Raw genomic sequence first — 20,692 nt, 5'->3', positions numbered from 1 at the left:
AGGGTCAGTCGACCCGGATCGCCACGTTCTGCGCCACGAAGTCGGCCTGCCCGAACACGTTCAGAAATGCGACATCCGCCGCATCTGCGCCGACACCGATGCGCGCGATCGTGTCCGTCGGGGCCATCCCTGTCGGATCGACCAGGTGCCATGTTCCGTCAAGAAACACCTCTGCAACGGCGTGGAAATCCGGCGGGGTCACGCCGGGGGCGTAAACGCTTGCGAACCGCGCGGGCAGGGTCGCGGCACGGGCCAGCGTCACCATGACATGGGCATAATCCCGGCAGATGCCCTGCCGCTGCACGAAACTGTCGAGCGCGGTGGTCTGCGCATTGCTCACGCCCGGCACATAGCTGAAGGCGTTGCTGATCCAGTCCCGCATCGCGACGACCTTTGCCCCGCCTTCCAGGTGCCCGAACTCGGCCGCCGCAAAGGTCTGGAATTCGTCCGAGGGGCAATAGCGCGATGGCATCAGATAGCGCACCGTATCGCCCGGCAGCAAATGCGGCGGCACGGCGTCCAGCGCGGTCAGGTCCGGCACCGGACGGTCAAGCGCGACCCGCGCGGTATAGTCACAGCGGAACAGCCCGTCCGCCCGCAGCCATATGCGTTCGCCCAGCCCTTCGTCGGCGGCGACGCGGGCGACATGGGAAACCTCCGAGAAGTCGATATTCGCCTCCAGCAGGGTCTGATCGGCAAGGTCCGCCGCTTCGATCTGCAAGAGAAGATCGGTCGGGGCGGACAGCTGGTATTGCAGGTGCACGTCGATGTTCAGGATCACGATGGGCCTCCTATGCCGATCCGTGGCATGTAGGCTGCGCCGGTGCCCGGTGCAATCGGCCTAACCGTCGAAATCCGGATTGTGCCGGATGAACGGGCCGTGACTTGGCCGGTCCGGCCGCAACCGCCCGGTTTCGTCGAAATCGCTGTCGGCGTTGAACGGCCACCGGGGGCGGGTGTCGAAATCCGCCATCACGCGTGCTTGGTCGTCAAGCACCTTGCGCAGCCGTTCTGTCAGGCGCTCTTTCGCGGCGCCCTTGTGATAGCCGTGCACGCCATGCGCGATCACCGGCTCGAGCACGTCGAACCCGAGGTAGCGCAGCGTGTAGGCGGTGGGCCACAGCAGCAGTCTGATATCGCCTTCCTTGCCGTCATGGGCGCTTTCGTTGGCGTCCGACCCGGTGGTGACGCAACACAGGACGGTCTTGCCCCGGAACAACCCTGAATCGAACCGGTGGCTCGTGTCATGCAGCGCGCCATGCTGAAAGGCCCGGTCGAACCAGCCTTTCAGGATCGCAGGCGGCGCGAACCACCACATCGGGAAATGCAGCACGATCCGGTCCGCCTGGCGTATCTTGTCGATCTCGCGTTGTACCTCGTTCGGGGTCGTCCCGGCCTCTGCGGCCTGCTCCTGTGCCTTGAGAGGGTCGAACGGCGTGTCTTCGGGCCAGTCCGGGTAATGCCCGGCGCGTTCGGCCGCGTCGAACCCCATCTGGCACAGGTCCGACCGCAGCACGGTATCGCCCTGCGCCAAGGCTGCGGCTTCGGTCGCGTCCGACCACGCGCCGTTGAAGGACCGCCGCTCGGGATGCGCCAGCACGATGAGGGTTGTCGGCATGGTGAACTCCGCCAGTTGCAGGGGCGGCTCTGGTCCGCGCCCCCTGCCAGCTTAGCGCAGTTTCTTCAGGATGTTCAAAGAGGCATACCCGTCCGGAATGTCCCCGATCGAGGTCTGGAACAACCGCACCGCGTTGATGGTCAGCGGCCCGACCTTGCCGTCGATCTTCTGGGTGTCGAACCCCTTGGCCGTCAGCAGGCGCTGCATCTCCTTGCGTTCGTCAAAGCTCAGCGCGCGGTCTTCGCGGGGCCAGGCCGACTGGATCGGTGCGCCGCCGCTGATCCGGTCGCTGAGATGACCCACCCCGATCACGTAGGCGTCGGCGGTGTTGTAGGTTTCGATCACGTCGAAATTCTTGAAGATCAGGAACGCGGCTCCCTGTGCTCCGGCGGGAAGCAGGACCGAGGCCGACCCGTGATCACGCACCGCCGCGCCATCGAGACCCAGCACACCAATCCCTGCCCAGTCCGACGGCATCTTCCTGATCTTTCGGTTTGCCTGCGTGTAGTCGAACCCCTCGGGCAGCTGCACTTCGATCCCCCAGGGCGCGCCCTTGATCCAGCCATTCTTCGCCAGGTAATTCGCGGTCGAGGCCAGCGCATCGGCCGGGTTGTCCGACCAGATATCGCGCTTGCCATCGCCGTCGAAATCCACCGCAAGCGATTGGTAGGAGGACGGGATGAACTGGGTGTGTCCCATCGCGCCGGCCCAGCTTCCGGTGAAATCGGCAGGCGCGACATCGCCGCTTTGCAGGATCCGCAGGGCGTCGACCAACTGCGCCTCGAAAAAGGCGCCGCGCCGCCCGTCAAAGGCCAGCGTCGCCAAAGACCCGATCACCGGGTTGGTGCCGCGGAAGGTGCCGTAGGCCGATTCCAGGCCCCAGATCGCGACAACCACGTCCTTGTCCACGCCGTAGCGCGCCTCGATCCGGTCGAGCAGGGCCGCGTGCTGGCGCAGCGCCGCCTTGCCGTTGCTGACCCGCGCATCCGAAGCCGCACTGTCAAGGTAATCCCAGATCGTCTTGGTGAATTCCGACTGGTTGCGGTCGCGACGGATCACATCGGCATCATATCGCGCCCCGGCAAAGGCCCGGTCGAACACCTCTGGCGCGATCCCGGCGCGCAAGGCCCGGTCGCGGAACCCCGTGACCCAGCTTTCAAACCCCGCCTGCGTTGCCGCCGAGACAAATGTCACGGGTTCTGCCGCCGCCGCCGGTCGGGTTTCGGGGCGCAGCGAATTTCGTGGCGCGACGACCGAGACCAGAGACACCGCGCTGCGGCTGACCGCCGGGGCATCCTGGCCCCGTGTCATGGGCCTGAGAGAGTGTTCCACGGGACCGGCGCTGGCCAGTGTCCCGGCAAGAGCCAATCCCGAAGCGATGATCCGAATATACATACCGATGTTCCCGCTGCTCGTGTCCGTTTGCCGGACTTTGCGGAATGCTACCCCGAATGCCGCCATTTGCGAAGCAGTCAAACGACACCAAGCGATGACTTGCCGCCGGCCTTCGGTTCTTCAACCGTTCCGCCGCTGCCGCGTGACCTTGCGCTTGGTCTTGGCGTCTTTCTTCTTCGCCTTGGCGACCTTGCGTCTCGGCCCACCCTTGCCCTTGGGTCGGTTGCCACGCCCCATGCGTCCCTTGCCGGACCCGCCGGGCAGTTCCTCGTTTTCCAGCGTCAGCAGTTCAAGAGCGATCCCGCCAGTGACCGGTGCCGCCTCGACCAGCTTGACCGTGACCCGTTGGCCAAGGCTGATCAGCGTGCCGGTGTCCGACCCCATCAGCGTGGCGGCATCGGCGTCGAAGTGGAAATACTCGTTGCCCAGCGACCGGATCGGGATCAGCCCATCCGCTCCGGTCTCGTCCAGCTTCACGAACACTCCAAAGCGGGCAATGCCGCTGATGCGCCCGCCGAATTCGGCCCCGATGCGGTCCGACAGGAAGGCCGCCAGATAGCGGTCGGTCGTGTCGCGTTCGGCCATCATCGACCGGCGTTCGGTGTCGCTGATATGCTGGGCGGTCGCCTCCAGACGCTCGATGTCCTCGGGCGACAATCCGTCCTTGCCCCAGCCATGCGCGGTGATCAGCGCGCGGTGCACGATCAGGTCGGAATAGCGCCGGATCGGCGAGGTGAAATGCGCGTAATTCTTGAGCGCGAGGCCGAAATGGCCAAAGTTCTCGGGGTTGTAATACGCCTGGGTCATCGACCGCAGCGTGGCGAGATTGATCAGTTCCGCCTCGTCCGACCCGGCGGCATCGTTCAGCAGGCGGTTGAGCTGTGCGGTCTTGAGAACCTGCCCCTTGGCCAGCGTCAGCCCGGCGGCTTCGGCGGTTTCGCGCAGGGATTCGAGCTTTTCGGGCGGCGGTTCCTCGTGCACCCGGAACAGAAGCGGCGTGCGCTTGGCGATCAGGGTTTCGGCGGCGCAGACATTGGCCAGCACCATGAATTCCTCGATCAGCTTGTGCGCATCCAGCCGGTCGGCAAAGTTGACCGATTGCACGGTGCCGTCATCGGCCAGGACGATCTTGCGCTCAGGCAGGTCGAGGTTGAGCGGCTGACGCCGGTTGCGCGCTTCGGCCAGGGCCCGGTAGGCGGCGTAAAGCGGGCGTATCACGTCGTCCATCAAGGGCGCCGCCTTGTCGTTCGGAGTGCCGTCCATCGCGTCTTGCACGGTGCGGTAATCGAGCGATGCCACCGATCGCATCAGACCCCGCTGAAAGCTGTGGCTGATCTTTTCGCCATGCGCGTCGACCACCATGCGCACGGCCATGCAAGCGCGCGGCACCCCTTCGTGCAGCGAACACAGATCGCCCGACAGCCGGTCTGGCAGCATCGGCACCACGCGGTCGGGAAAATAGCTGGAATTGCCGCGCTTGCGGGCCTCCTGGTCAAGTGCCGAACCCGGCGTCACGTAATGCGACACGTCGGCGATGGCGACCCAGATCACGTGTCCGCCCGCGTTCCTGGGGTCATCGTCGGGATATGCAAGGCAGGCATCGTCGCGGTCACGCGCATCCACCGGGTCGATGGTGATCAGCGGCATGTCCCGCATGTCGGTCCGGCCCGTGAGGCCCGCGGGTTTCATCGCGTCCGCCTCGGCGATCACGTCGTCCGGAAAGCTGTCGGGAATGCCGTGCTGGTGAATCGCGATCAGCGACACCGCACGCGGCGCGCTCGGGTCGCCCAGCCGTTCCACGATGCGCGCGCGCGGCAGGCCCATGCGGCCTGCCGGTCCGGCCTGTTCCGCCTCGACCAGTTCACCATCCCTGGCGCCGCCTGTTGCGTCGGGTGCCACCGTCCATTCCTTGTCCGATCCCTTGTCGATCGGCTTGATCCGCCCGCCTTCCGAGGTCTTGGCAAAGATGCCCACCACCTTGCGTGGGTTCGATCCGATGCGACGGATCAGGCGGGCCTCGTAATTGTGATCCTCTTCGTGGACCACCTGAAGCCGCGCAAGGATCCGGTCGCCTTCGCCCAGCGCCGGGTCCGAGGCGCGGGGGATCACGAGGATGATCGGCTCGACCCCTTCGCCATGCCATTCCAGCGCGCGGGCAAAGAGGTCGCCATCGGGCGTCGGTGCCTTGACCTGCAACACGCTGACAGGGGGCAGGCGATCCGGGTCGCGATAGGTCTTCTTGCGCTTTTCAAGATGACCTTCGGCTTCCAGCTCCTTGAGCAGGCGTTTCAGGTCGATCCGCGCAGCACCCTTGATGCCAAACGCCTTGGCGATGTCGCGTTTCGCGGTGAGGGTCGGGTTGGCGGCGATCCAGTCGAGGATGTCCACCTTGGTCGGCAATTTGCTCATGCGACTCAGGTAGCACGCGCATGGCGGCGCGTCATGGCGAAAGTCGCATCACCGGGGGACGTGCCGCTCCATCATCCGGTGGTCGATCCCGGCATCGTCGAACACATCGCCATAGGCCGTGAAGCCAAGCTTTTCATAGAACCCCAACGCGTCGATCTGCGCGCCAAGGGCGGCGCGAGTGATGCCCGGCATGTCCCGCAGGATGGTCAGTGCCTCGCGGATCAGCGCCGCCCCGAGACCGGTGCCGCGCGCCTGTTTCAAGACGCAGACCCGACCGATCTTGCCGGTCTCGCCCATCGGGACGATCCGCGCCGCGCCGACGGGTGTCCCCGCCACCGTGGCAAGCAGGTGGATCGCATCGGCGTCAAGGGCGTCGCGTTCGAGCTCAACAGGCACGTTCTGTTCCTCGACAAACACGGTATAGCGCAGGGCAAGGCAGTCGGTCGGGTCCGCGACCCGCGAAATCGTGACCGTCATTGCGCGAAATAGTCCTTGAGGATGCGGGTGTAGATCGCCTTGAGCTGGTGGATCTGATCGACCGAAACCCGTTCGTCGACCGCGTGCATGGTCTGGCCGACAAGGCCGAATTCCACCACCGGGCAATGGTTCTTGACGAAGCGCGCGTCCGACGTGCCGCCACTGGTCGACAGGGCCGGTGTCACGCCGGTTTCCGCCTCCACCGCCTTGGCGACCAGATCCGACAGCCGCCCCGGCGGGGTCAGGAACGCCTCGCCCGAGATCTTGATCTTCACGTCCGTCCGGGTGCCGAATTCGACATCCACCTTGGCCGCCTCGTCGCGCAGCCAGTAGGACAGGCCTTCGCCGGTGTGGATGTCGTTGAACCGGATGTTGATGCAGGCGCGCGTTTCGGCGGGGATCACGTTGGTTGCCGCATTTCCGGTGTCGATGGTCACCACCGCCAGCGTCGAGGCGTCGAAATGGTCGGTGCCCTGATCCAGCTCGTGCGAGGCCAGCCGGTCCATCAGCCGCGCCATCGCCGGCATCGGGTTCAGCGCCCGGTGCGGATAGGCGGAATGGCCCTGCTGGCCGGTCACGGTGAACCAGGCGTTCATCGACCCGCGCCGCCCGATCTTGATCATCTCGCCCATGTGGTCGGGGCAGGTGGGTTCGCCGACCAGACAGACATCCATCTTTTCGCCGTGGGTTTCCATCCAGTCCAGAAGCGCCATCGTGCCGTCGATCGCATCACCTTCCTCGTCGCCGGTGATGGTCAGGATCACCGCGCCTTCGGGAGGCGTGTCGCGCACGAAATCCACCGCCGCGGCAGCAAAAGCGGCAACGCCGGATTTCATGTCGGTCGAGCCGCGCCCGTACATCATGCCGTCGCTGATCTCGGCGCCGAAGGGCGGCATCGACCAATCGTCCGGATTGCCCAGCGGGACCACGTCGGTGTGTCCGTTGAAGCCGAAGGTCCGCGCGTGGTCCTTGTCGCCCCAGCGGGCAAAGAGGTTCGACACGCCGCCCCGATCGACGCGGGTGCAGGTAAACCCCGCGGTTTCCAGCAGGTCTTGCAGCAGCGCCAGCGCGCCACCTTCCTCGGGCGTGACAGAGGGGCAGCGCACCAGCGCGGCGGTGAGATCGACAGGATCGGTCTTTGGCATGGGCAGGGTCTCTTTATCGGCGTTTCGCCTTGGCTACCGCCAAGTGAAGCCAGAGGCAAATGTGGCGAAAAGGACGCAATTGGGTGAGGGCCATGCGCAGCCGCTGCCACGCCAAGGATGACAGTGGACTTCCAGCCATGTTAACCTCTTATTAACAAAAATAAATGGCTTGAGGCAGAGCAGCGACCGGTCGGCGGCGCGATACGGTGAACACATCGGTCGCGCGTTTCTCGCTTCCGGTATGTGCCTTGCGCCGATCGAGGCAGGACATGGCGAGCGCAGCGGAGCTGACATACAACACAGGGGCCAATGCCACGGCAATGGCCAACGCGATCTTTGGCAACGGCGTGACCGTCGTCAGCGCAAGCTATACCGGCGACAACAGGTCTTCGGCGATCTACAGCAACGGGGATGCGCTGGCGCCGGGCGCGACACCGGGGGATACCGGCGTCATCCTGTCGACCGGGCGCGCCACCGATTTCACGCGTTCCCCGGGGCCGTGGTGGTCGGGCGGCGACGACCCCAACACCAGCCAATCCACCAGCACCAATTCAAGCGGTCCGAACAACGTCTCGGATTTCAACGCCGCAGCCGGAACCAGCACATTCGACGCGTCCTTTCTCGATGTCGATTTCATCCCGGATGCCGACACGATGACGATGCGCTTCGTGTTCTCATCCGAGGAGTACCCCGAGTTCACCAACTCCGTGTACCAGGATTTCGTCGGCGTCTGGGTAAACGGGGTTCAGGTCGATATCGTCCCGGGCAACGGCGACGTCGATCCCGCCAACCTGAACGACGAGGACAATTCGAACCTGTTTCTCGACAACGCGGGCGACAATTACAACACCGAGATGGACGGTCTGACGGTCACCCTGACCCTGACCATGCAGGTTGTCCCCGGAGAGGTGAATTCGATCCGCATCGGGATCGCGGACGTCGTCGACAACAGCTACGATTCCAACCTGCTCATCGCCGGGGATTCGATCCAGACCGATCTGGTGGCCATGACCGATACGGTCAGCATGTATACCGACCGGACCAAGACGATCGATGTTCTGGACAACGACATCAACAACACCGGCACCGCGCTGACCATCACCCATATCAACGGCATCGCCGTCGGCGTCGGCGACAGCGTGACCCTGAATACCGGACAGGTGGTGACGCTCAACGCCGATGGCACCTTGTCCGTCACGTCGGATTCGGACTTCGAGACGGTCAACTTCACCTATGACGTCGAAAGCGCCAGTGGCGAGATCGACACCGGGTTCGTCACCGTCGCCACGGTGCCCTGCTTTGTCGCGGGCACCATGATCCGGACCGACACCGGGCAGTCTCGCGTCGAAGACCTGCGCTCCGGCGATCTGGTCTGGACGCTGGACCACGGCCTTCAGCCCTTGCGCTGGATCGGCCAGCGGACCGTCGCCGCCATCGGAGCCTTCGCGCCGGTGCGCGTCGCGGCCGGAACCTTTGGCGATCATGCCAACCTGATGCTGTCGCCGCAGCACCGCATCCTAGTCTGCGATCCGCTTGCCGACCTGGTGTTCGGCACGCCCGAGGTTCTCATCGCCGCCAAGCATCTGGTCAACGGACGCAGCGTCCAGACCGTCGAAGGCGGCAGCGTGACCTATGTGCACCTGCTGTTCGATCAGCACGAAATCGTCATGGCGAACGGGCTGGCGACCGAAAGCTTCCTGCCGGGCCCGCAGACCGTCGACGCCTTCGAAGACGAGATCGTCGAGGAAATCGCCGGATTGTTCCCCGATCTCGACCTGCAGACCGGCGAAGGCTATGGCAGCGCGGCGCGGCAGATCCTGAAAAAGCACGAAGCCCGCATGTTGCTCGGGGCGGCTGCATGAGCTGGTTCGCGCTGCTGGATCGTCAGACGCGGACACCCTGGCTGCGCGACGATGTCGAGGACATCCTGCAACACCGGCCCCGCGCCTGCGTGCCGCGCGGGTCGATCGTCCTGGAGACCCAGCTGTCGCCGGATGCTCGGCCGCAGACCCTGATCGCGTACAAGCGCAGCGGCGAAACCGGGGCCAGCTTTTCGCTGATGTCGACACCGCATGGCAGCGTGGTGCTGGTCCTCGCGCAGGGTGACAACGTGGTCCACGAAGTGATCGAGCGCGGCCGCGAGGCGCGCACCGACACGCTTCAGGTCACGATCAGCTGGGATGTCGGCAAACGCATCGGCCGTCTGGTGGTCGCGCGGCCGGAAACAGAACACGTGCTGATCCGCCATTTCACCATGACCCATACGCCGCTTCTCGGTGATCTGGTGGCGCTGGCGCGGCCGCAGGGCCTGACCGAGATCGACCCCGACGTGATCTTCGTCGCTCTATCGACGGAAATCGAGCCGGTGGGACCGATGCCCACGCTGTCGCCCTCGGTGCCGGTCGAGACCGCGCAGGGGCTGCGCCTTGCCACGACGCTGAAGCAGGGCGACGTCGTGCGCTCTGCCAACGGGCGGCTTGTTCCGGTCCTCCATGCCATAAAGCGCGAGGTGCCCAGTCTCGGGTCATTCCGTCCCGTCCGTCTGCGCGCGCCCTATTTCGGGCTGACGCAGGACGTGATCGTGTCGCGCCACCAGCGCCTTCTGGTCAGCGGTGCCGAGGTCGAATACCTGTTCGGACGCGAGGACGTTCTGATCCCGGCCTCCACGCTGGTCAATGGCTATGCCGGGCATTTCGAACCGGCGCCGCGCTTTGTCACCTACCATCAGCTGTTGTTGCCGCATCACGACGCGGTGCGTATCCCCGACGCGGCGCTGGAAAGTTTCTATATCGGCCGCATGCGGCGCGACAGGACGCTGCTCGCGGCATCGGTGCTCAACGACATGCCGCGCGCGATGCTGCCCGAACATCACCGTGCCGGCTACCAGGTGCTGCGGTCCTTCGAGGCGATCACGCTGGCCGAGGCCCGCGCGGCCTAGCCTTTGTCGGCATCCCCGAAATAGGGCGTGACCTGCGCGACGATCACCGCGTTTTCGTCCAGTGCCTTCTGCATCAGTTCGATCTCGTCGGGTTCGATCTCGTGGCCCTGGTCCCTGCGCTCTTCCAGCGTGCCATAGCCGGTCACGTCCAACGGCGCCATGTCCGCCTGTTTCAGGATCGCCACGGTTTCGCGCACCGCTTCGGCCTCGTCCACGCCGGACGCATAACACATGAGCCCGGCCCCGGTGGCGCCCTTGGGCAGGCCATCGCCGGTCTTCCGGCCCACCTCGACCACAAGCGTATAGACCGAATGTGGTTTCCGGGGCTTTTTGGGGCTGTCGCTCATGGGGTTGCCTGTCCGTGCTGTTGCGGGCTGCATCTGCCACGAAACCCGCCGCGCGTCGAGGGTTGTTGCCTCCGCCCTGCTGCGCATACTGCGCACAGCACAGCACAGAACCGGGAAGAACGATATGAAATCCGTCAAGGACATGGTGGCTGCGGCCAACGCGGCGGTCGACCACGCCCCGGCATCCGAGGTGATGGCGTTGCACGGGCAGGACGGGGTGACATTCGTCGATCTGCGCGATCCGAGGGAACTGGAGCGCGAGGGCATGATCCCGGGCGCGTTCCACTGCCCGCGCGGCATGCTGGAATTCTGGATCGACCCGCAAAGCCCCTATGCCAAGCCCCAGTTCCAGTCCGGCAACCGCTTCGTGTTCTACTGCGCGTCGGGCTGGCGGTCGGCGCTGTCGGCGCAGGTGGCGCAAGACATGGGGCTGGAGAATGTCAGCCACATCACCGACGGGTTCGGAGGCTGGAAAAACGCGGGCGGCCCAATTGGTGAGAAGCCCGCGAAAAAGGCGTAGGGTGCGTGCTCGCACGCACCGCCTGGATCAGTCGCGCAGCAATTCGTTGATGCCGGTCTTGGAGCGGGTCCGCTCGTCGACCCGCTTCACGATCACCGCGCAATACAGGTTGATACCGTTCTTCGACGGCATCGACCCGGCCACCACAACCGAATAGGGCGGCACTTCGCCGTACATCACTTCGCCGGTCTCGCGGTCTACGATCTTGGTCGACTGGCCGATGAACACGCCCATGCCCAGAACCGAGCCTTCGCGCACGATGCAGCCCTCGACCACTTCCGAGCGGGCCCCGATGAAGCAATTGTCCTCGATGATGGTCGGCCCTGCCTGCATCGGTTCCAGCACGCCGCCGATGCCGACGCCGCCCGACAGGTGCACGTTCTTGCCAATCTGCGCGCAGGACCCCACGGTCGCCCAGGTATCGACCATCGAACCTTCATCGACATAGGCGCCAAGGTTCACGAAAGACGGCATCAGCACCACGCCCGGAGCGATGAAGGCCGATTTCCGCACGACGCAGTTCGGCACCGCGCGAAAGCCCGCCGCGCGCCACTGGTTGTCGCCCCAGCCCTTGAACTTGCTGTCGACCTTGTCCCACCAGCCGCCGCCCTGTGGGCCGTTGTCGTGCTGCTCCATGTCCTTGATGCGAAAGCCCAGAAGCACCGCCTTCTTGGCCCACTGGTTCACACGCCAGTCACCGTTTTCCTGACGCTCGGCCACACGCAGCTTGCCGCTGTCGAGCGCGTTCAGCGTATCCTCGATTGCCTCGCGGGTTTCACCGCCCGTCGACGGTGTGATCGTATCACGTGCATCCCACGCGGCTTCGATGGCGGCTTCAAGCTGTGCATTCGACATGGGGCGCTCCTTGCGTCGTGATCCCGGAAATCCGACATGGCTATAAGCTGCCCTGCGCAGGGGCGCAATCCGCGCGCGCGGCGGCTGCGGCCAAAAAGTGACGCGTGGGCATGGCCGGGGAACGTGGCCGGGAACTGGGCCGGGGAACGGCGACTTGAACCGGCGCACGAGGCTCGGCGGCCGATTGCGGAGGGTTCTCCAGCCCGGTGACCACCCGTCTCTCTGGTCACTCAGGGCGCAACGCTGTAGGTCTGGAGTGACGTGAAAAAGGAACCGATCCGCATGAACGATCACCGCAACAGCCCGTTCCGCGATGCCAGTCTGGACCGGAGCACGGCCAGCCATGTGCCGGACACGCCGCAGACGCGGTCGTCCTCCTACCGCCTGGCCTTTGCCGACGACGAGTTCATGTTCCGCGAGGAATTGCGGCCGGTGCGCCTTCAGCTCGAACTGCTCAAGCCGCAGTTGATGCTGGACGAGCACCAGATCGAAAGCACCATCGTCCTGTTCGGCGGCGCGCGCATTCCGCGCCCGGCCGACGCCGACAAGGCACGGACCGAGACATTGCGCAAGCTGGCGCATTTCTACGACGAGGCCCGCGAATTTGCGCGCCTGATGACGCGAAAGTCGATCCAGTCGGGCTCCCGCGAATTCGTCGTGGCCACCGGCGGCGGTCCGGGTGTCATGGAGGCGGGCAACCGCGGTGCGTCGGACGAGGGGGGCAAATCCATCGGCCTCAACATCGTCTTGCCGCACGAACAGGCGCCGAACGAATTCGTCACGCCCGAGCTGTGTTTCAACTTCCACTATTTCGCCATCCGCAAGATGCATTTCCTGATGCGCGCCCGCGCCATCTGCGTCTTTCCCGGCGGCTTCGGCACGCTGGACGAAATGTTCGAATCGCTGACCCTGATCCAGACCGGGCGCATGGACCGCGTGCCGTTCCTGCTGTTCGGCAAATCCTTCTGGGACAGCATCATCAACTGGGACGCCCTCGAAGAGGCCGGCACGATCAGCCCGCAGGACCTCGATCTATTCCGCTTTGTCGAAACCGCGCAGGAAGCGGCCCATATCATCGACAACTGGGATCCGGCCCCGCCCCGGACCGACATTCCGGGCCGCTGAGGCCGGTTTCGCCAAGGCCACAGCGCCGTCACGCGCGGGAAGCCCTTTCGCCCGCGCAGCGCATGCGGTATGAGCCGCGCCAGTCCTGCCCCTGACACGACATCGGGGCAGACAAGCGAAAGGAGAGCCACATGGGCTACAGAGTCGTCGTTGCAGGCGCCACCGGAAACGTGGGCCGCGAAATGCTGAACATCCTGGCCGAGCGCCAGTTCCCCGTGGACGAGATCGCGGTGCTTGCATCGCGCCGGTCACTGGGCACGGAGGTCAGCTTTGGCGACAAGACGCTGAAGACGCAGGATCTCGACACGTTCGATTTCACCGGCTGGGATTTCGCGCTCTTTGCCATCGGGTCGGACGCCACCAAGAAATACGCGCCGATCTCGGCCAAGGCGGGCTGCGTGGTGATCGACAATTCGTCGCTCTATCGCTACGATCCCGACGTGCCGCTGATCGTGCCGGAATGCAATGCCGACGCGATCCACGGCTATTCCAAGAAGAACATCATCGCCAACCCCAACTGCTCGACCGCGCAGATGGTTGTGGCGCTCAAGCCTCTGCATGACCGCGCGCGCATCAAGCGGGTTGTGGTCAGCACCTACCAGTCGGTGTCCGGATCGGGCAAGGAGGCGATCGACGAATTGTGGGACCAGACCAAGGCGGTCTACAACCCGACCGACAACTACGAACGCAAGGTCTATCCCAAGGACATCGCCTTCAACGTCATCCCGCATATCGACGTGTTCCTCGAGGACGGGTCGACCAAGGAAGAGTGGAAGATGGTCGCCGAGACGAAAAAGATCATTGACCCGTCCATCAAGGTCACCGCCACCTGTGTGCGCGTGCCGGTGTTCGTGGGCCATTCCGAGGCGATCAACATCGAATTCGAGGATCATCTCGACGAAGACGAAGCCCGCGACATCCTGCGGGAATCGCCGGGTATCATGGTGATCGACAAGCGCGAGGATGGTGGCTACGTCACACCCAAGGAATGCGTCGGCGATTTCGCCACCTTCATCAGCCGCATCCGCCAGGATTCGACCATCGACAACGGCATCAACCTCTGGTGCGTCTCGGACAACCTGCGCAAGGGCGCGGCGCTCAACGCGGTGCAGATCGCCGAAGTGCTGGGCCGGGAAGTTCTCAAAAAGGGCTGATATCACGTCCGAAACAGGCAACAGGCGTCGCAGACATGCGGCGCCTTTTCTGTTTCTCCCAGGCGCAAGCGACATGCACCGGACAAGCGCAGGCGCGCAACAAGGCGGAAGGCCAGCGCTTTTCAGAGTGTCGCCCAACGATCGCACCCTTCGTCGGGCACCTTCGATATTGGACCGCTGATACGCGCCGTCATCTCGGGGCAATCCCGGCGTTTCAGACAAGAGGTCAGGCGCATCGGCGGTGTTTCGGTGTCCGGTTTCACACCGATCCCCGACAATCAGGCAAAGCGCGCCCTGGTGCGGTTCGCAAAGGCGACAAGCGAGAGCATCACCGGCACCTCGACCAGAACGCCGACCACCGTGGCCAAGGCCGCCCCTGAATTCAGCCCGAAGAGGCTGATCGCAACCGCAACCGCGAGTTCAAAGAAGTTCGACGTCCCGATCAGCGCGCAAGGCGCGGCGATCCGGTGGGGCACACGCAGCGCGAAGGCAGCAGCATAGGCCAGCGCGAAGATGCCGTAGGACTGGATCAGGATTGGCACCGCGATCAGGACGATCACCTGCGGCCGGTCAAGGATGACCTGCCCCTGGAGTCCGAAAAGGATCATGACCGTGACGATAAGCCCGACCACCGACCAGGGTTTGATCCGGTCGCGAAACGCTTCGATCCGGTCTGCGCTGCCCAGGCGAGTGCGGGTCCAGATGCCGGCTGCCAGCGGCAGGGCGACGAACAGGGCCACCGACAGGACCAGCGTTTCCCACGGCACCACGATATCCGTGACCCCAAGCAGAAACGCCACGATGGGAGCGAAGGCGAACACCATCACGACGTCATTCACCGACACCTGCAAAAGCGTATAGCTTTCATCCCCGCGCGTCAGTTGCGACCAGACGAACACCATCGCGGTGCAGGGCGCGGCCCCGAGCAGGATCAGGCCGGCGATGTATTGCTGTGCATCCTCCGGAGCGATCAGGTCGGCAAAGACCACCTCGAAGAACAGGACTCCCAGCGCAGCCATGGTGAAAGGCTTGATGAGCCAATTCACCACGAGCGTGATCGCCAGCCCCTTTGGCTGTTTCACGACGTTCTTGAGGCTGCCCGGATCGACACCGACCATCATCGGATAGACCATGGCCCAGACAAGAACCGCCACCACGAGGTTGACGCGGGCCACTTCCGCCGCCGCTATGGCATTGACGAGGGCCGGAGCCGTGCTGCCGATGGCGATTCCCGCGATCATTGCCAGGGCAACCCAGACGGACAGATACCGCTCGAACGTGTTCATGTCGGGTCCTTGCAGGCAATGGTCACTCGATTTGAAGATGTGACGCCTTGGATCAGGGGATGCAAGTCGCAACCGGTCATGGCAACGGCGCGGGCCGTGCCGGTCAACTTCGCTTCGACATCCACCGCCTGCGCCGCGTCACGAAACGCGTCGGACTGTTGCGTGATCTTCACACCCGAGGCCCGGTCTTGGCGGTGCCCCATTCCTGCCGCAATTCGCTCTCACGGTCGAAAACGTGCAAGTAATGTTAAAGGTGCCTCCGATGGCAGTACACTCTGTCCCGTTCGATCCGCCGACAGCCAGCATGCCCCACCCGCTGGACAGCGAAACCGCAATGCTGCTGCGCACCGCCCTCCTTCCGCATTTCGAACACGCCACAAGCTGGGGGGACCTCTGCGACCGCCTGGCCTCCAGGGGCTACCGCATCACGTTCCGGGCGGGACATCTGGTGCTGGTGGACGAGACGGACAAACCGGTTTGCACAGGCGCGATGATCGGTTCACCGCTCTCGCGTCTGGCCGCCCGACTCGGCCGTCCCAAACTGCGCAGCGATTGCTCCGGCGCGCAGGCGGAACTGCAAAGATAGGCAAGAACGGCCGTGCGATTGTGCCGAACGCCGATCAGGCAATCGCAAACGGATCGTCGTCCACATCGATCACCCGGAACACGAATTCTCCTCCGCTCGGACTCATTGCGTCGCTGATGTCCGCGTCTGCCGCTTGCGCACGCTTGACCAATCGCAATTGCCGAACCCGTTATACTTGTCGGCAATTTTGACGCTGTATCTTATCCCATAAGCGGGATTGCTGTTCCGTCCTCGATGAAACACGTCTCACACCGGCTGAAACGCCCGCGATTTCGGCTCGAAATACTCGAGCCCGCCTTCACCGATATCGGTCCATAGACCGTGCAGCGTCAACTGGTCTTCCTTGACCGCCTCGGCCACGAAGGGAAACGTCATCAGGTTCTCGAGCGACACGATCACCGCTTCGCGTTCAAGGGCGCGGACCTGGTCTTCGGGTTTGTTGGCGGTTTTCACCCGGTCATAGCCGGGTCTCAGGATATCCATCCACCGCCCGACAAAGCTCGATTGTTCCTCCAGATGCGGCGCCTTGCCGGAACACATGTCGAGGCAGCCCTGAACGCCTCCGCAATTTGAGTGTCCGAGCACGATCAGGTGCGCCACGTTGAGCGCCGTCACGGCGTATTCCACCGCCGCCGAGGTGCCGTGTTGATTGCCGTCGGGCTCGTAGGGAGGCACCAGGTTCGCGATGTTGCGGTGGATGAAGAACTCGCCCTGATCTGCCCCGAAGATCGAGGTGACATGCACCCGGCTGTCGCAACACGAGATCACCATCGCGCGCGGGCGCTGTCCCTCGCTGGCCAGGCGCTTGTACCACGCGCGGTTGTCCGAATAGGTCGTGGCCTTCCAGCCTTGGTATCTTTGAATGAGATATGCGGGCAGCGGCTTCGCGGCGTCCATGCAATCCTCCGCCTCTGGGTCGTCGTTCACAGCGGGATACGTCGAATTCAAAAGGAATTCGAGAGAAAAAACAGTCGCGGGGATTACCGGTTGGAAAGACATGGCTGCGATAGAAGCTCCAGGGTTGGGGTGAGAAAGGACATACCATGGTGGAGCAAATCTCGGTTCTGCATCTGCGCGAAACCGCGTATTTCGACGAAGACATCCTGAACGGGCTCAGCCGTGATCTGGGGCCTGGCGTGGCGGAAAACATCCTGTGCCGCGCGCTCGAAGACATGGCTATGCGGTTTTCGCAGATCCGCCACGATTACGCCGACGGCAACCAGCGCGCGCTGCGCAAATCCGTGCATGCGCTGATCCCGATTGCCGACCAGGTGGGCCTTCCCGGCCTTGCCCGAACAGGGCGCGACGTCATGATCTGCATCGATCGAGGAGATCCCGTGGCCATCGCCGCCACGCTTGCCCGGTTGCTGCGATGCGGGGAAATGGCGATCGCCTGCGGTGAAATCGGTGTCGATCTGTCGATCTGATTCCGCTTGCAGCGCGCGGTCATCGGCGTACCTTCCGCCCATGTCGAAGAAGGGAAAAACCATGACCGTTGCACTCGCGCCTGCGGGCTCCGAAGCCTTGCCGCTCCACATTCTGGGAACCGACGATGTCGGTCTTTGGACCGAGCAGCAAAGCGAACGGGTGCGCACCTGGGTCGACAGCAGCGGGTTCAAGGGCGGGATCGGCGCGGTCCTGATGATTCCCGACGGGTCTGGCCGCCCCGAGGCTGCGCTTGTCGGCTACGGCACCGCCGCGACCCGCAAACGCGACCGATTCGCGCTGGCGGCCGCGCTGCCCAAGCTTGCGCCCGGCACGTACAGGATCGAAAGCGGGATCGACGACGCGCAACTCGAACAGGAAACGCTGGGCTGGCTTCTGGCCTGCTACAGTTTCGACCGTTACCACGAAAACGCGACCGAACGGCCAAGGCTCGTGGCCCCGGATGGCGTAGACGCCGACCGTGTCTCGATCATGGCCGAGGCCGAATTCCTGACCCGCGACCTGATCAACACCCCGGCTTTGGACATGGGGCCGGACGAGCTCGAATCCGCGGCGCGCGCCCTCGCGGAACAGCACGATGCCAGGATCATCGTCACAACCGGCGAGGCGCTGCTGAAGGACAATTTCCCGATGATCCACACCGTCGGCCGCGCCTCGGATCGCGCGCCGCGGCTGATCGACATGTCGTGGGGCAGTCGCGGGCCCAAAATCACGCTGGTCGGCAAAGGGGTCTGTTTCGACACCGGTGGGCTCAACCTCAAGCCCGGAAGCTCGATGGGCCTGATGAAAAAGGACATGGGCGGCGCGGCAAACGTGCTGGGCCTGGCGCATATGATCATGGCCTCGGAGCTGCCGGTCCAGCTGCGCGTCCTGATCCCGGCCGTTGAAAATTCGGTCAGCGCCAACAGCTTTCGTCCGCAGGACATCCTGACCTCGCGCAAGGGTCTCACGGTCGAGATCAACAACACCGATGCCGAAGGCCGCCTTGTGCTGGCTGACGCGCTGACCCTCGCCTCCGAAGATGATCCCGACCTGATCGTGTCGATGGCCACTCTCACCGGCGCGGCGCGTGTTGCGCTTGGCCCCGACATCGCGCCGTATTTCACGGATGACGATGGCGTGGCGACGTCGCTTGACCTGTCGGCGCGACGCATGGCCGATCCGGTCTGGCGGTTGCCCTTCCACGACCCCTACGAGGCGATGATCGAACCCGGTATCGCCGATCTCGACAACGCGCCCAAGGGAGGCTTCGCGGGGTCGATCACCGCAGCGCTTTTCCTGCGCCGCTTTGTCGCCGATCAGGACCGCTACATCCATTTCGACATCTATGGCTGGCAACCAACCGCCGCCCCCGGTCGTCCAAAAGGCGGCGCGCTTCAGGGCGCACGGGCGTTCTTCTCGGCGTTGCCGGACATGATGGACCTATGACCGACCGGCGGGAATTCTGGTCAAAGGCGCGCAAGGAAGAGATCGCGCGGATGTGCCGCGACCAAGGTCTGCGCCAGGCGGAACCAGAGGTGAGACGCACCACTCAACCCGTGACCGACCTTTGCTCGGCGCCGGGTGGCGGTCGGGATCGCCAATTGCTTCGGGGGCAGGCATTCACCGTACACGCCCTGTCCGAAACCGGATGGGCGTTTGGTGAAACCGTGGCGGATGGCTATTCCGGCTGGATCGAAGCATCGATGCTCGTCCCCCATTTCGACGCGGTTCCGACCCACCGTGTCGCCAATGCAAGAACCTACGCCAAGGCCGCCAGCGGCCTGAAAACCCCGGGCGACATAACGCCGCTTTCGATGGGCTCCGAACTGGTCGTGCTGGACGAACAGGACGGCTGGTCCCGGATCGAATGGACGGACGGTCTTCAGCCCAGGCGCCGCTTCGTGCCCTCCCTTCACCTGGTCCCGATCGACCGGAAAGAGCCTGACGCAGTGGCCGTGGCCGCCCGGCTGCTCGGCACGCCTTACCTGTGGGGCGGAAATTCCGCCTTCGGCATCGACTGCTCCGGTCTGGTACAGATCGCCTGCCGCGCCTGCGGCATTGCCTGTCCCGGTGACAGCGATCAGCAGATGGCGCAGCTTGGCGAAACGCTGGATCCCGGCACCCCGCCGCAGCGCGGAGACCTCATGTTCTGGAAAGGTCATGTCGGATGGGTGTCGGGTTCCGACACGCTTCTGCACGCCAACGCACATGCGATGGCCGTCACGTACGAACCGCTGCAAGACGCGATCGAAAGGATCGCGGCACAGGGCGACCCGGTCCTGCGCCACGCGCGCGTGACGACGCCCTGAAAGACTCTGCCGGGCTGCGCGAGGCCGATGTGCACCAAAACCCAGTGCGGGCTGCCATGGGCGGACCCAAGGACCGTCTTGGAATCCGTGGCTGGCAATCCGGGCACGTGTTTGCGTCAACGCAAACAGGCGATGCGTCAACGCATCGTCCGCCCGGACGGTCAGCGTTGCCGCCAGCGGTCCAGGATGTAGCGACTGACCATCAGGTCGAGATGCGCCCCGCCGCCATTCTTGAACAGCGTGATCTCGTCTTCCGACTGCCGCTCGAACGCGCCCAAGTCATAGTATTCCGCAACGATATCCGCCCCCGAGATCACCCCGCGCGCAATCGGATCCTTGATCTCGCCGATATGCCCCACCGTCGTGTCGACCGAGTCCACGAACACCCGGGCCCGCGTCAGCGCCGCATCATCCGCCTCGCGCATGTCAGGCCGGTAGGCGCCGATCAGGTCTACATGAGTGCCGGGTCGCAGCCAGTCCCCCCGCAATACCGGCTCTGTCGACATGGTCGCGCAGCTGACAATGTCAGCCTCGCCAACCGCCCTGGCCAGATCGTCCACCGCCGTGACATGCGCAAAGTCGCGGGCCAGCTCTCGGGCCCTGGCTCCGGTCCGGTTCCAGACCAGAACGCGCGCCGCCGGAAAGGCCGCCCCATAGGCGTGGATCAATGACCGCGCCACCGTGCCGGCCCCCACGATCAGGATCACCGCGCTGTCCGCCCGCGCCAAGCGCCGGGCCGCCAAAAGGCTGTCGCCGGCGGTCTTCCACTTGGTGACAAGGTGAAAATCGACAATAGCCGCCAGCGTGCCATCCGCATCGGAATAAAGCGACACTCCGCCATTCACCGCCGGTTTGCCGGCCGCGGCATTGCCGGGAAAGATCGTCGCCGATTTCACGGCAAGCCCCAGACCGTCGATCCATGCCGCCCGGTTCAACAACGTATCGCCACCCCGATACAGGAAACTGTCCGCAATCTCGGCCTTGGGCAGGTCATGCCCCGCCGCGATGGCATCGGTCAGGCCGATCCAGTCAAGCTGGGCCTCGCCTTCTGCAAAGGGAATGATGTCGGGTGTGGTCATCGCTGTCTCTCCCATGAAGTT

At 64.3% G+C, this 20,692-nt stretch carries 20 protein-coding genes; 9 read left to right on the top strand and 11 right to left on the bottom strand.

Features of this window, described 5'->3' with window-relative positions:
- Positions 1–4: 4 nt before the first annotated feature.
- The 6 genes from LCF60_RS02575 to dapE all read right to left on the bottom strand — a co-directional run bounded on the left by LCF60_RS02575 (position 5) and on the right by dapE (position 7,044).
- On the bottom strand, positions 5–781 hold the full coding sequence (locus LCF60_RS02575; protein WP_292289455.1) for a transglutaminase family protein: 777 nt from the start codon (positions 779–781) through the stop codon (positions 5–7).
- A gap of 60 nt (positions 782–841) precedes the next feature.
- A complete protein-coding gene (locus LCF60_RS02570) occupies positions 842–1,618 on the bottom strand; it encodes an NAD(P)H-dependent oxidoreductase (RefSeq protein ID WP_292289454.1) in 777 nt (258 codons plus the stop codon).
- 51 nt (positions 1,619–1,669) lie between these two features.
- Positions 1,670–3,013, bottom strand: a complete 1,344-nt coding sequence (locus LCF60_RS02565) for a lytic murein transglycosylase (RefSeq protein ID WP_292289453.1) — start codon at positions 3,011–3,013, stop codon at positions 1,670–1,672.
- A 120-nt stretch (positions 3,014–3,133) separates the two neighbouring features.
- On the bottom strand, positions 3,134–5,422 hold the full coding sequence (rnr, locus tag LCF60_RS02560; RefSeq protein WP_292289452.1) for a ribonuclease R: 2,289 nt from the start codon (positions 5,420–5,422) through the stop codon (positions 3,134–3,136).
- Positions 5,423–5,470: 48 nt separating this feature from the next.
- Positions 5,471–5,899: a GNAT family N-acetyltransferase gene (locus LCF60_RS02555; RefSeq protein ID WP_292289451.1), complete on the bottom strand. Its 429-nt coding sequence runs from the start codon at positions 5,897–5,899 to the stop codon at positions 5,471–5,473.
- The gene (gene dapE / locus LCF60_RS02550; RefSeq protein ID WP_292289450.1) at positions 5,896–7,044 is read right to left on the bottom strand and encodes a succinyl-diaminopimelate desuccinylase; all 1,149 of its coding nucleotides are present in this window, start codon (positions 7,042–7,044) and stop codon (positions 5,896–5,898) included. Before dapE ends, LCF60_RS02555 begins: the two co-directional genes overlap by 4 nt.
- Before the next feature lie 269 nt (positions 7,045–7,313).
- On the opposite strand from dapE, the gene LCF60_RS02545 reads away from it, so the two are divergent.
- Both LCF60_RS02545 and LCF60_RS02540 read left to right on the top strand, forming a co-directional pair.
- Positions 7,314–8,906, top strand: coding sequence for a Hint domain-containing protein (locus LCF60_RS02545; protein ID WP_292289449.1), 1,593 nt, complete (start codon positions 7,314–7,316; stop codon positions 8,904–8,906).
- Positions 8,903–9,982, top strand: coding sequence for a Hint domain-containing protein (locus tag LCF60_RS02540; RefSeq protein WP_292289448.1), 1,080 nt, complete (start codon positions 8,903–8,905; stop codon positions 9,980–9,982). Before LCF60_RS02545 ends, LCF60_RS02540 begins: the two co-directional genes overlap by 4 nt.
- Here LCF60_RS02540 and LCF60_RS02535 read toward each other — a convergent pair.
- Positions 9,979–10,329 (bottom strand): hypothetical protein, encoded by a 351-nt coding sequence (locus LCF60_RS02535; RefSeq protein WP_292289447.1) that lies wholly within the window; start codon positions 10,327–10,329, stop codon positions 9,979–9,981. The genes LCF60_RS02540 and LCF60_RS02535 overlap by 4 nt on opposite strands.
- Before the next feature lie 124 nt (positions 10,330–10,453).
- Between LCF60_RS02535 and LCF60_RS02530 the strand changes: the two genes are divergently transcribed.
- Complete coding sequence (locus LCF60_RS02530) at positions 10,454–10,849, top strand: rhodanese-like domain-containing protein (protein ID WP_292289446.1); 396 nt, start codon at positions 10,454–10,456, stop codon at positions 10,847–10,849.
- A 27-nt stretch (positions 10,850–10,876) separates the two neighbouring features.
- Here LCF60_RS02530 and dapD read toward each other — a convergent pair whose 3' ends face one another.
- On the bottom strand, positions 10,877–11,704 hold the full coding sequence (dapD, locus tag LCF60_RS02525) for a 2,3,4,5-tetrahydropyridine-2,6-dicarboxylate N-succinyltransferase (RefSeq protein ID WP_292289445.1): 828 nt from the start codon (positions 11,702–11,704) through the stop codon (positions 10,877–10,879).
- A gap of 282 nt (positions 11,705–11,986) precedes the next feature.
- On the opposite strand from dapD, the gene LCF60_RS02520 reads away from it, so the two are divergent.
- Both LCF60_RS02520 and LCF60_RS02515 read left to right on the top strand, forming a co-directional pair.
- Entirely contained in the window at positions 11,987–12,829 is an 843-nt protein-coding gene (locus LCF60_RS02520) for an LOG family protein (RefSeq protein ID WP_292289444.1), read from the top strand.
- A 131-nt stretch (positions 12,830–12,960) separates the two neighbouring features.
- A complete protein-coding gene (locus LCF60_RS02515; RefSeq protein ID WP_292289443.1) occupies positions 12,961–13,983 on the top strand; it encodes an aspartate-semialdehyde dehydrogenase in 1,023 nt (340 codons plus the stop codon).
- Between the two features lie 278 nt (positions 13,984–14,261).
- Here the strand turns inward: LCF60_RS02515 and arsB are convergent, their stop codons facing one another.
- Positions 14,262–15,269: an ACR3 family arsenite efflux transporter gene (gene arsB, locus LCF60_RS02510; RefSeq protein ID WP_292289442.1), complete on the bottom strand. Its 1,008-nt coding sequence runs from the start codon at positions 15,267–15,269 to the stop codon at positions 14,262–14,264.
- 262 nt (positions 15,270–15,531) lie between these two features.
- Here arsB and LCF60_RS02505 point away from each other — a divergent pair, with 262 nt between their 5' ends.
- On the top strand, positions 15,532–15,855 hold the full coding sequence (locus LCF60_RS02505) for a hypothetical protein (RefSeq protein WP_292289441.1): 324 nt from the start codon (positions 15,532–15,534) through the stop codon (positions 15,853–15,855).
- Between the two features lie 246 nt (positions 15,856–16,101).
- Here LCF60_RS02505 and LCF60_RS02500 read toward each other — a convergent pair whose 3' ends face one another.
- On the bottom strand, positions 16,102–16,752 hold the full coding sequence (locus LCF60_RS02500) for a carbonic anhydrase (RefSeq protein WP_292289440.1): 651 nt from the start codon (positions 16,750–16,752) through the stop codon (positions 16,102–16,104).
- A 146-nt stretch (positions 16,753–16,898) separates the two neighbouring features.
- On the opposite strand from LCF60_RS02500, the gene LCF60_RS02495 reads away from it, so the two are divergent.
- The 3 genes from LCF60_RS02495 (at position 16,899) to LCF60_RS02485 (ending at position 19,592) form a co-directional block, all read left to right on the top strand.
- The gene (locus LCF60_RS02495; RefSeq protein WP_292289439.1) at positions 16,899–17,282 is read left to right on the top strand and encodes a hypothetical protein; all 384 of its coding nucleotides are present in this window, start codon (positions 16,899–16,901) and stop codon (positions 17,280–17,282) included.
- A 61-nt stretch (positions 17,283–17,343) separates the two neighbouring features.
- The gene (locus tag LCF60_RS02490; protein ID WP_292289438.1) at positions 17,344–18,729 is read left to right on the top strand and encodes a leucyl aminopeptidase family protein; all 1,386 of its coding nucleotides are present in this window, start codon (positions 17,344–17,346) and stop codon (positions 18,727–18,729) included.
- Positions 18,726–19,592 (top strand): NlpC/P60 family protein, encoded by an 867-nt coding sequence (locus tag LCF60_RS02485; RefSeq protein WP_292289437.1) that lies wholly within the window; start codon positions 18,726–18,728, stop codon positions 19,590–19,592. The genes LCF60_RS02490 and LCF60_RS02485 overlap by 4 nt, the downstream gene beginning before the upstream one ends.
- A gap of 161 nt (positions 19,593–19,753) precedes the next feature.
- On the opposite strand, the gene LCF60_RS02480 is transcribed toward LCF60_RS02485, so the two are convergent.
- Positions 19,754–20,671, bottom strand: coding sequence for an ornithine cyclodeaminase (locus tag LCF60_RS02480; protein WP_292289436.1), 918 nt, complete (start codon positions 20,669–20,671; stop codon positions 19,754–19,756).
- Positions 20,672–20,692 lie beyond the last annotated feature (21 nt).

Source organism: Marivita sp., from assembly GCF_020055635.1.
Classification (GTDB): domain Bacteria; phylum Pseudomonadota; class Alphaproteobacteria; order Rhodobacterales; family Rhodobacteraceae; genus Marivita.
The sequence above is the reverse complement of the archived record's forward strand: the minus strand, read 5'-3'. Positions and strand labels throughout refer to the sequence as shown.